Raw genomic sequence first — 11,216 nt, 5'->3', positions numbered from 1 at the left:
GCCCACCCGGCAGGGGAGGCTCCGCCCTCGTCGCGAAAGCCCTCCGTCGTGTCCGCTCCCGCCCTCCCGTCTCCCGGCGCCCCCGCGCAGAAGCGCCCGAGCACGCTGCAGACGCTGCTGCGCCTCGTCCCCTTCGTCGGCGACTCCCTGCCCCGGCTGGTCGGCGGCATCGCGGTCGCGCTCGTGGCGAGCCTGGTGTCGCTGGTCATCCCGATCGTCCTGCAGCAGCTCGTCGACGGGCCGCTCGGGGACGGAGCGGCGTCCGCCGGCTCCGGCGACCTCGGGCCGCTGATCGGCCCGGTCGCCGTCATCCTCGTGCTCGGCGTCGTCGAGGCCGGTGCCATCGCGCTGCGGCGCCGGATGGTCCTCACGCCCAGCACGCGGATCGAGGCGCGCATGCGCTCGGCGCTCTACAGCCGCCTGCAGGACCTCCCCGTCTCGTTCCACGACCGCTGGCAGAGCGGGCAGCTCCTGTCGCGGGCGATGAGCGACCTCAGCCTCATCCGCCGCTGGATCGCCTTCGGTTTCGTCCTGCTCGTCGTCAACGCGCTGACGATCGTCGTCGGCTTCGGCGTCCTCGTCTACTGGAACCCGATCCTCGGCGTGCTCTTCGTCGTGTGCTCGATCCCGGTCTGGATCTACGGGTTCGCGTTCGAGAAGCGCTACTCGAGCATCGCGCGCCGCAGCCAGGACCAGGCGGGCGACCTCGCCACGACCGTCGAGCAGTCGGTGCACGGCATTCGCGTCCTGAAGGCCTTCGGCCGCCACCAGCACGCGCTGGAGAACTTCGCCGGCCAGGCCGAGAAGCTCCGCGGCACCGAGATCGACAAGGCCCGTGCCATCGCCGGGATCTGGCTCGTCCTCCTGCTGGTGCCGGACATCGCGTTCGCGCTCTGCCTGCTCGGCGGGGTCTGGCTCGCCGCGGCCGGTCAGCTGAGCGTCGGCGAGCTGTTCGCCTTCTTCGCCACCGCGACCGTGCTGCGCTGGCCGGTCGAGTCGATCGGCTTCCTCCTCTCGATGACCTTCGACACCCGCACGGCGGTCGACCGCTACTTCGAGGTGATGGACAGCCGGAACACCATCATCGACCCGGAGGACCCCGAGACGATCCTCGAGCCGCGCGGCCGGGTGCGCTTCCGCGACGTCCACTTCCGCTACCAGGACGCACCCGAGCGCTACCGCGACCTCCTCGACGGCGTCGACCTCGAGGTCGAGCCGGGCGAGACGATGGCGCTGGTCGGCATCACCGGCTCCGGGAAGACGACGCTCACCGCGCTGCTCCCGCGCCTCTACGACGTGACCGGCGGAGCCATCGAGCTCGACGGCGTCGACATCCGCCGGCTCCGCCGCGACGAGCTGCGCACGCACATCGGCATGGCGTTCGAGGACGCGACGCTCTTCTCCACCAGCGTGCGCGAGAACGTCCTCCTCGGCCGACCCGACGCGACCGAGGAGGAGCTGCTCGAGGCCCTCGAGATCGCGCAGGCCGACTTCGTCCACCGCCTTCCCGAGGGCCTGGACACCAAGGTGGGCGAGGAGGGGATGAGCCTCTCCGGCGGCCAGCGCCAGCGCCTGGCCCTCGCCCGCGCGGTGGCCGCGCGTCCGGCGGTGCTCGTCCTCGACGACCCGCTCTCGGCGCTCGACGTCGACACGGAGGCGCGCGTCGAGGCGGGGCTGCGCCGCGTGCTCGGCGACACCACGGCGATCATCGTCGCCCACCGCCCCTCGACGGTGGCGCTCGCCGATCGCGTGGCACTGATGGAGGAGGGCCGCATCACCGCGGTCGGCACCCACAGCGAGCTGCTCGCGAGCAGCCCGCACTACCGCTTCGTCATCTCGAGCCTCGAGGAGGACGAGCTGACCCGGCCCGCCGGGACCGAGCGCATCGGCTCCCGCCCCACGACGACCCACGAGGAGACGCGATCATGAGCACGCTCGGTTCCTCCGAGGAGCGCGACGACCTCAGCAGAGCGGAGTCGGCGGCTCTGCGTCGGCGCTCGCTGCGGCTGCTCGGGTCCCTGCTGCGGCCTCTCCGGCTGCGGCTGGTGCTCACCGCGGTCGTGGTCGTCGTCGCGACCGCTGCCCAGGTCGCGGGACCGGCGCTGATCGCGGCGGGCATCGACAACGGCCTGCCCGCGGTCCTCGCGGGGAACGCGGTCCCGCTGGCGGTCACCGTCGGCGCCTACATCCTCACCGGGCTCGTCGGCGCGCTCCTGGTCGCCTGGTACACCGTGCTCTCCGCGCGGGTGAGCCAGGCGATCCTGATCGACCTGCGCAAGCGGGTCTTCCTGCACACCCAGAAGCTGAGCCTGGAGTTCCACGAGAACTACACCTCCGGCCGGATCATCTCGCGCCAGACCAGCGATCTCGACTCCATCCGCGAGCTGCTCGACTCCGGCATCAACCAGCTGGTGCAGGGTGCGCTCTACATGGGCTTCGTCGCGATCGCCCTCGTCTCCCTGGACGGCGTGAGCGGCATCGTGCTCGCCTGCGCCCTGGTGCCGCTCGCGCTGCTCACCCGCTGGTTCCAGAAGCGGTCGCAGGCGCTGTTCCGCGGCACCCGCGTCGCCTCGTCGCGCCTGATCGTGCAGTTCGTGGAGTCGATGACCGGCATCCGCGCCGTGCAGACCTTCCGCACGCAGAAGCGCAACGAGTCCGTGTTCGGCGGGGTCGTCGAGCAGTACCGGCTCGCCTACAAGCGCGTCTTCGGGGTGTTCGGCACCTTCGACCCCGGGCTCGTGCTGATCGGCAACGTCACCGTCGCCGTGGTGCTGTTCATCGGCGGCGTCCGCGTCCTCGACGGCGGGCTCGAGATCGGCGCGCTGCTGGCGGTCCTGCTCTACACCCGGCGCTTCTTCGACCCGGTGCAGGAGATGGCGATGTTCTACAACTCCTACCAGTCGGCGGCCGCCGCGCTCGAGAAGATCTCGGGCGTGCTGGCCGAGGAGCCGAGCGTCCCGGATCCGGCCCGCCCGGTCGACCTGCGCCAGGCGCGGGGCCGCCTCGGCTTCGAGGGCGTCCGCTTCGCCTACACCGCCGACCGCGAGGTGCTGCCGCGCTTCGACCTCGACATCCCCGCAGGGCAGACCATCGCCCTCGTCGGGTCCACGGGCGCCGGCAAGACGACGCTCGCCAAGCTGATCTCGCGCTTCTACGACCCGAGCGACGGCGTGGTGACCCTCGACGGCGTGAACCTGCGGCAGCTGCACCCGAAGGACCTGCGGCGCGCGATCGTGATGGTCACCCAGGAGGCCTACCTCTTCTCCGGATCCGTCGCCGACAACATCGCGATCGGGCGGCCGACCGCGTCCTACGACGAGATCGTCCGGGCTGCGCAGGCGGTCGGCGCGCACGAGTTCATCCAGGCGCTGCCGGACGGCTACGACACCGACGTGAACAAGCGCGGCGGTCGCGTCTCGGCCGGTCAGCGCCAGCTGATCTCGTTCGCCCGCGCGTTCCTGGCCGACCCGGCGGTGCTGATCCTGGACGAGGCGACCTCCTCCCTCGACATCCCGAGCGAGCGCCTGGTGCAGCAGGGCCTGCAGACGCTCCTGGCGGATCGCACGGCGGTCATCATCGCGCACCGCCTCTCGACGGTCGCGATCGCCGACCGGGTGCTGGTGATGGAGCACGGCCGCATCGTCGAGGACGGCACTCCGGAGGCGCTCATCGCCGGCGAGGGACGCTTCGCCACCCTGCACGCGGCCTGGCGGGACTCGCTCGTCTGATCGGCTGCTGCTCGCGACCCACGTCCCGGAGCCGCTCCCGGCTCAGGGGCGCCAGCGGGCGCTGCGCACGTCGACGCGCCAGCCGCCCGGCGTGACGACGAGGGGCGTGCCCTCGCATTCGTACTCCCGGCGGGCGCGCTCCTCGTGGCCGACCGGGGGCGCTCCTCCCGCGCGGACGACGCGCCACCAGGCGGTGTCGGAGCCGTAACGGGCCATCACCGTGCCGACCGCGCGTGCCGCACGAGTGCCGAGGACCGCGGCGATCTCGCCGTAGGCCATCACGCGGCCGGGCGGGATCGAGGCGACCACCTCGAGGACGGCGGAGACGAAGTCGGCCGGCTCCGCTGCCTCCGGCGCCGCGCTCAGAGCGTCAGCGCCCCGATGTTCTCGCCGTACTGCGTCTCGCCGACGACCTCGAAGCCGATCCAGCGGAAGAACTGCTCCGGGCCGTCCTCGCCGGACTCCCAGATCACCGTGAGGGTGTCGAAGCCGCGGGCGCGCGCCTCGTCGGCGGTGGCGCGGACGGCGAAGGTGCCCACGCCGCGGCCCTGCTTCGCCGCGTCGATGTTGATCCGCCAGATGCAGCTGCGGAACTCCTCCGCCGCCTCCGGGTCGAAGTGCGCGTGGATGAAGCCGACCAGCTCGTCGCCGTCCATCACGGCCCGCTGCCAGGAGGCGCCCGGGTCGATCACCGCGGCGGCGGCGGAGTAGGAGACCGGCGCGATGAACTGCTCCTGGCCGGGTTTGAGGCTCAGACCGTTCACGGCGGAGATGTTCGAGGCGGACAGCTCTTCCAGGCGGAGGTCACTCATGCCGTCACTGTACCGGCGGCGCAGGACGGCGGGCATCCTCCTGTCGGGCGACGTGCGCCGGCCCCGGCGCGGACGATCGAGAACTGTCTCGACATCGAGACAGTTCGGGCCTCGGGTAGGCTGGCGGAGGCCATCCGGAGCGGTGCAGAGCCGCCCGTCCCGCACAGGTGCGGGGTCATCGACACCATGGGAGAGCAATGTCCAAGATCAAGGTTGAGGGAACGGTCGTCGAGCTCGACGGCGACGAGATGACGCGCATCATCTGGCAGAAGATCAAGGACACCCTCATCCACCCGTACCTCGACGTGAACCTCGAGTACTACGACCTCGGCATCGAGTACCGCGACGAGACGGACGACCAGGTCACGATCGACGCGGCGCACGCCATCCAGAAGCACGGCGTCGGCGTGAAGTGCGCGACCATCACCCCCGACGAGGCCCGCGTCGAGGAGTTCGGCCTCAAGAAGATGTGGAAGTCGCCCAACGGCACGATCCGCAACATCCTCGGCGGCGTGATCTTCCGCGAGCCCATCATCATCTCGAACATCCCGCGCCTGGTCCCCGGCTGGAACAAGCCGATCATCATCGGCCGCCACGCGTTCGGCGACCAGTACCGCGCCACCGACTTCGTCTTCAAGGGCAAGGGCACGCTGACCGTCGAGTTCACGCCCGAGGACGGCTCCGAGCCGATGAGGTTCGAGGTCTACAAGGCCCCGGACGACGGCATCGCGCAGGTCCAGTACAACCAGGACGCGTCGATCCGCGACTTCGCCCGCTCGTCGCTGAACTACGGCCTCTCGCGCAACTACCCGGTCTACCTCTCCACCAAGAACACGATCCTCAAGGCCTACGACGGCCGCTTCAAGGACATCTTCGAGGAGATCTTCGAGACCGAGTTCAAGGAGCGCTTCGACGCCGCGGGCCTCACCTACGAGCACCGCCTCATCGACGACATGGTCGCCTCGGCCATGAAGTGGGAGGGCGGCTACGTCTGGGCCTGCAAGAACTACGACGGCGACGTCCAGTCCGACACCGTCGCGCAGGGCTTCGGCTCGCTGGGCCTGATGACCTCCGTGCTCTCCACGCCCGACGGCAGCGTCGTCGAGGCGGAGGCGGCGCACGGCACCGTCACGCGCCACTACCGCCAGCACCAGGCCGGCAAGCCCACCTCGACGAACCCGATCGCCTCGATCTACGCCTGGACGCGCGGCCTCGCGCACCGCGGCAAGCTCGACGGCAACCAGGAGCTCATCGACTTCTCGCTCACGCTGGAGGACGTGGTCATCAAGACGGTCGAGTCCGGGAAGATGACGAAGGACCTCGCCCTGCTCGTCGGCCCCGAGCAGGGCTGGCAGACGACCGAGGAGTTCCTCGCGACCCTCGACGAGAACCTGAAGGCCCGCATGTCGGCCTGATCTCCGGCTTCGGCAGACGCGTCCGGCCCGCACGATCCTCGGATCCTGCGGGCCGGACGCGTCTGAGGGCTCGGTGGGACGTGGCCGGGCCGAGCGCCTCAGAGCGCCCGGGCGAGCTCCTCCATCGCGTGGAGCGGATCGGGCCCCGACGGCATCAGCACGACGCTCGACGCACCGGCCTCGTGCAGCAGGCCGATGCGGCGACGAGCGTCCTCGGGAGTGCCCACGACCGCCAGCTGGTCGACCCAGGCGTCGGGCAGGTCGCGGACGAAGGCGGCGCGGTCGGCGCTCTCGGCCCGCAGGCGGGCGAAGTCCTCGGCGAAGGGGAGCGGCTCGATGTGCGGCGCCCAGTCCGGCTCGCCGATCCACTCGAGTCCCGGCCGGACCGCGTCGCGCGCGGCGGCCGCGTCGTCGTCCACGGCGGCCACGTTGTAGGCGACGATCCGCCCGGTGCCGCCGAGGTGGCCGCGGGCCGCCGCGAGGTACTCCGGAGTGACGGGCTCGGCCAGGACGACCCCGTCGGCGATCCGGCCCGCGAGCGCCAGCGACTTCGGTCCACGGACGCCGGCCAGCAGCGGCGGCACGACGGCGGGCGGCGACTCCAGGACGAGGCTGTCCGCGTGCACGTAGCGGCCGGAACGGTCGGTGCGCTCGCCGGAGAGCAGTGAGCGGATCGCGTCGAACTGCTCCTCGAGCAGGGTGAGCGGGCTGCGCGGCCAGACGCCGAGGCCGCGCATCCAGTGCGGCATCCCGTGCCCGATGCCGGCGTGCACGCGGCCGGGGAACAGTTCGGCGAGAGTGCCGAGCTCCATCGCGGTGAAGGCCGCCGTGCGGACGGCGGCGGGCAGGATGCCGATGCCGACGACGATCCGCTCGGTGGCGGCGAGCACCGCGCCGGCCTGGGCGATGCCGCCGCGGAAGCCGAGGTCCTCGACCACCCAGAGCTCGTCGAAGCCGAGCTCCTCGGCGCGGCGGGCGTAGCCGAGCACCTCGGAGGCGGGGAGATCGCGGGGGAGCAGGACGCCGACAGCGGTGTCGGAGGAGGAGGCGCGCATCCGGCCAGCGTAGGGCGTGCGGACACGCGGAGGGCCCGCCCGCACGATCGCGGACGGGCCCTCGGTCGTCGTCCTACTCGGCAGCCGCCTCGCCGATCCGCACCTGCTCGGGGCGGGCGGACGAGACGACCTCGATACGGCGGGGACGCGCCTTCTCGCTGACCGGGATGGTCACCGAGAGCACGCCGTTGTCGGAGGACGCGACGATGCGCTCGGTGTCGACGCCCTGGCCGAGGCTCAGCTGGCGGACGAAGGTCGCCGACTGGCGCTCCCGGGTGATCCAGGTGACGTCGTCGCCGCCCGCGACGGTGCGCTGGGCGCGGATGGTGAGGAGCTGCCCGTCCACGTCGACGTCGACGGACCCCGGGTCGATGCCGGGGAGGTCGGCGGTGAGGACGTAGTGGTCGCCGTCCCGGTACAGGTCGATCGGCATCCGGCGGGGCCCCTGACCGGAGCCGAGGAGGGCGGTGGCGAGGCGGTCCAGCTCGCGGACGGGGTCGTAGGTGGCAGCCATGAGATCACTCCATTCAGTCGTGCAACGAAGTGTTCCAAGAGTTGAGCCGACCCGGCTCAGCGCGAAGAAATTAGCACTCACAGAGGGAGAGTGCCAACGGATCGGCCCCTTCAGCGTCAACTTCGTTACCTGTTCGTAACAAAGCTGGGCAATCGAGTTCGTAGGGTCGTTTCTGTGTGGAAACCGATCCGGTTCCCAGCGAATGTGAGTAAGGACATCGATTGCCGATCCACCTGTCCCACCGACCACCCGTCCGCCGCGCTGAGAGGCGCATCCTCGCGGGCCTCGCCGTCCTCGGAGTCGCCGCGACCGCGGCCTTCGCCACCACCGGCGCCAGTGCCGCCCCTCTCGCCGGCAGTGCCTCGCTCGTCGGCGGGCTCTCCGTCGGCCAGAGCTTCGACGACGGCGACTACGTCGTCACCCTCGTCGAGCCCTCCGCGGCCACCTACCAGGGCAGCGATGCCCGCTTCGCCCGCACCGCGCCCGTCGACGGTGCGCAGCTGCAGGCTGCCTCGGCTCCGGTGGAGGACTACTCCGCCCACCTCGAGCAGCGCCAGGAGGACGTCGCCTCCGCGGTCGACGCCGCCATCGGCTACCACTACACCGTCGCCCTCAACGGCTTCTCCGCGACCCTCTCGGGCGAGCAGGCGGGCGAGCTCGCGAGCCGCCGCGACGTCGCCCAGGTCCGCAAGGTCGAGAACCTGAAGGTCGACCGCGCCGCGCAGGCCTCGCCGCTCGCCGCGGCCGCCGCCGGCACCCCGGTGCCCGACACCGGACAGCAGCGCTCCACCGACTTCCTCGGCCTCGAGGGCGAGAACGGCGTCTGGCAGAAGCTGGGCGGCATCGACAAGGCGGGCGAGGGCGTCGTCGTCGGCGTCATCGACTCCGGCATCGCGCCCGAGAACCCCTCCTTCGCGGGCGCGCCCCTGGCGACCTCGCCCGGAGCGGCCCCCTACACGGACGGCACCACCACCTCCTTCGTGAAGTCGGACGGCGGCACCTTCGTCGGCTCCTGCTCGCCGGGGCTCCCCGCCTCCGAGCAGTGGGACGGCGACGAGTGCAACCAGAAGCTCATCGGCGCACGCTGGTTCCTCGCGGACGAGGAGGTCGGCTCGACGGACAACCCCGAGTACCGCTCCCCGCGCGACGCCGACGGACACGGCTCGCACACCGCGAGCACGGCAGCCGGCAACAACGGCGTCGAGGCGAGCGTCGACGGCTACGACTACGGGAAGATCTCCGGAGTCGCCCCGGCCGCCAAGGTCGCCGCGTACAAGGTCTGCTGGAACGGACCCGACGAGGGGACCGACGACGACGACTTCTGCTCCGGAGCGGGCATCCTCGCGGCCATCGACGCCGCGACCAAGGACGGCGTCGACGTCATCAACTTCTCGATCGGCGGCGGCTCGGCCACCTCGACCCTGACCGCGATCGACGAGGCGTTCCTCAACGCCGCCGCCGCCGGCGTCTTCGTCGCGGCCTCGGCCGGCAACTCGGGTGCGGGCGCCTCCACGCTCGACCACGCGTCGCCCTGGTACACCACGGTCGCCGCGTCCTCCATCCCGACCTACACCGCGACCGCCGCTCTCGGCGACGGCCAGAAGTTCGTCGGAGGATCCATCTCGGTCCACGAGGACGTCACCGGACCGCTGGTGAACAGCGCCGACGTCGTCCGCTCGGGCGCCGAGAACCCCGCCATCTGCGAGACCGGCACCCTCGACCCCGACAAGGTGAAGGGCACGATCGTCGCCTGCACCGCGGGCGTCACCGCGCGCGTCTCCAAGTCGGCCGAGGTCGAGCGGGCCGGCGGCATCGGCATGCTGCTGCTCAACCCGACCCCGAACGCCCTGCACGTCGACGACCACTCGGTCCCGAGCATCCAGATCGACTCGCAGGCCTACCAGGCGATCACGACCTACGCCGGCACCGCCGGTGCGACCGTGACCCTCTCCGAGGGCAACTCGTCCGGAGCCTCCATCCCCGTCCCGCAGGTCGCCGGCTTCTCGTCGCGCGGACCCGCTGAGGCGGACGGCGCCGACGTGCTGAAGCCCGACCTCACGGCGCCCGGCGTCGCGATCCTCGCCGACAGCTTCAACGCCGAGGGCGACGACCCCGCCTTCGCGTTCGAGTCCGGCACCTCGATGTCGTCGCCGCACGTGGCGGGCCTCGGCGCGCTGATCCTCGGCGCGACCCCGAAGGCCTCGCCGTCCGCGGTGAAGTCGGCCATGATGACCTCCGCCTACGACAGCGTCGACCAGTCGGGCGCCGCGTCCGAGGACGTCTTCGCCCAGGGCGCCGGACACGTCGACCCGGCGGCGTTCCTCGACCCCGGACTGCTCTACCAGAGCGGCACGGAGGACTGGATCGCGTTCCTCAAGGGTGCGGGCTACGTCTTCACCTCGAACCCGGTGATCGACCCGATCGCCGCGATCGACCCGTCCGACCTCAACCAGGCCTCGATCGCGATCGGCGCCCTCGCGGGCACGCAGACCGTGACCCGCACGGTCACCTCGACCGGCGCGGGCACCTACACCGCCTCGGTCGACGGCCTCGCCGGGATCGACACCGTGGTCTCGCCCTCGACCCTCTCCTTCACGGGTGCGGGCCAGACGGCGGAGTACACGGTCTCCTTCACCACCGGCTCGGCGGCGCTCAACCAGTTCGCCGCCGGCTACCTGACCTGGGCGAGCGCGGAGCACGATGTCCGCAGCCCGATCGCGGTGCGACCCGTCCTGCTGGACGCGCCCTACGAGGTCTCCGGCACCGGCTCGACCGGCACCGGCACGGTGACGGTCACGCCCGGCATCACCGGCGCGCTGCCGCTCACCGCGAGCGGTCTCGCCGAGGGTGTCCTCGCCGAGGACGCCACCGCCGCTGACGGCCACTCGGCGACGCTCCCCACGGGGAAGTCGCTGACGACCACCGTCGTGGTGCCGGAGGGCGCCGAGTTCGCCCGCTTCGACCTCGACTCGCTCGACGACGCGGCCGACCTCGACCTCACCGTCACCAGCGAGAGCACCGACAAGGTCTTCACCTCGGCGACCGGCTCGGCCGACGAGCGCGTCGACATCGCCGACCCCGCTCCGGGCGAGTACACGGTCCAGGCCGATGTCTACTCGACCGCTCCGGGATCCTCGACCGTCACGTTCGACTTCCGTAGCTTCGTCATCACTCCGGAGAACGGTCTCGGCTCGCTGAGCACCGACCCCGCCGTGGTCGACGCCGTGCAGGGCGAGCCGATCGCGTACGCGGTCTCCTGGTCGAACCTGGCGGGCCCGGCCCGCTACCTCGGCCGTGTCGCCTACACCGACTCGGGACTCGCGACCCTCGTGAGCGTCGACGTCACCGAGGCGGTCACCCCCACCCCGACGCCGACCGCGACTCCGGAGCCCACGGGCACCCCGGAGCCGACCGCGACGCCGACGGCCGGCCCCACCGCCGGACCGGGGGAGCCCACCTCCACGCCGACCGCCGGACCGGGCGCGCCCGGCCACGGCGCCGGCGGCCTCCCGTCGACGGGCTTCGACGGCGGTCTCCTCGGAGCCGCCGCCCTCGCCCTCCTCGGTGCAGGTGCTGTGATCACCGGCCTCCGACGCCGCGCACTGCGTCAACGACCTGCTCTTCCGCCAGCGCGCCGGGCAGCTCGCGGTGGACATCCCGATGATCCTGTCCAACCACGGCAGCCTGCGCGA

Annotated in this window: 7 protein-coding genes and 2 pseudogenes; 5 read left to right on the top strand and 4 right to left on the bottom strand. The window is 71.7% G+C overall.

Annotated elements, in window-relative coordinates; genetic code table 11:
- Window positions 1–48: 48 nt before the first annotated feature.
- Complete coding sequence (locus C5C27_RS14620) at window positions 49–1,929, top strand: ABC transporter ATP-binding protein (RefSeq protein ID WP_104314770.1); 1,881 nt, start codon at window positions 49–51, stop codon at window positions 1,927–1,929.
- Complete coding sequence (locus C5C27_RS14615) at window positions 1,926–3,728, top strand: ABC transporter ATP-binding protein (protein ID WP_104314769.1); 1,803 nt, start codon at window positions 1,926–1,928, stop codon at window positions 3,726–3,728. Before C5C27_RS14620 ends, C5C27_RS14615 begins: the two co-directional genes overlap by 4 nt.
- Before the next feature lie 42 nt (window positions 3,729–3,770).
- Here C5C27_RS14615 and C5C27_RS14610 read toward each other — a convergent pair whose 3' ends face one another.
- Both C5C27_RS14610 and C5C27_RS14605 read right to left on the bottom strand, forming a co-directional pair.
- Window positions 3,771–4,094 carry an MGMT family protein gene (locus C5C27_RS14610; RefSeq protein ID WP_104314768.1) on the bottom strand — a complete coding sequence of 108 codons (324 nt, stop codon included), beginning with the start codon at window positions 4,092–4,094 and terminating at the stop codon, window positions 3,771–3,773.
- Entirely contained in the window at window positions 4,091–4,540 is a 450-nt protein-coding gene (locus tag C5C27_RS14605) for a GNAT family N-acetyltransferase (RefSeq protein WP_104224946.1), read from the bottom strand. Before C5C27_RS14605 ends, C5C27_RS14610 begins: the two co-directional genes overlap by 4 nt.
- A 197-nt stretch (window positions 4,541–4,737) precedes the next feature.
- On the opposite strand from C5C27_RS14605, the gene C5C27_RS14600 reads away from it, so the two are divergent.
- Window positions 4,738–5,955 (top strand): NADP-dependent isocitrate dehydrogenase, encoded by a 1,218-nt coding sequence (locus tag C5C27_RS14600; RefSeq protein WP_104224939.1) that lies wholly within the window; start codon window positions 4,738–4,740, stop codon window positions 5,953–5,955.
- A 98-nt stretch (window positions 5,956–6,053) separates the two neighbouring features.
- Here C5C27_RS14600 and C5C27_RS14595 read toward each other — a convergent pair whose 3' ends face one another.
- The gene (locus C5C27_RS14595; RefSeq protein ID WP_104314767.1) at window positions 6,054–7,010 is read right to left on the bottom strand and encodes an LLM class flavin-dependent oxidoreductase; all 957 of its coding nucleotides are present in this window, start codon (window positions 7,008–7,010) and stop codon (window positions 6,054–6,056) included.
- Window positions 7,011–7,083: 73 nt separating this feature from the next.
- Window positions 7,084–7,524, bottom strand: a complete 441-nt coding sequence (locus C5C27_RS14590; RefSeq protein WP_104314766.1) for an Hsp20/alpha crystallin family protein — start codon at window positions 7,522–7,524, stop codon at window positions 7,084–7,086.
- 221 nt (window positions 7,525–7,745) lie between these two features.
- Here C5C27_RS14590 and C5C27_RS14585 point away from each other — a divergent pair.
- Window positions 7,746–10,235, top strand: a pseudogene (locus tag C5C27_RS14585) (S8 family serine peptidase); the annotation flags it as partial.
- Between the two features lie 877 nt (window positions 10,236–11,112).
- A pseudogene (purU, locus tag C5C27_RS18630) lies at window positions 11,113–11,216 on the top strand (formyltetrahydrofolate deformylase); the annotation flags it as partial.

It is taken from the genome of Rathayibacter sp. AY2B7, from assembly GCF_002931635.1.
Lineage (GTDB): Bacteria > Actinomycetota > Actinomycetes > Actinomycetales > Microbacteriaceae > Rathayibacter.
This window is presented reverse-complemented; position numbering and strand designations above follow the sequence as displayed.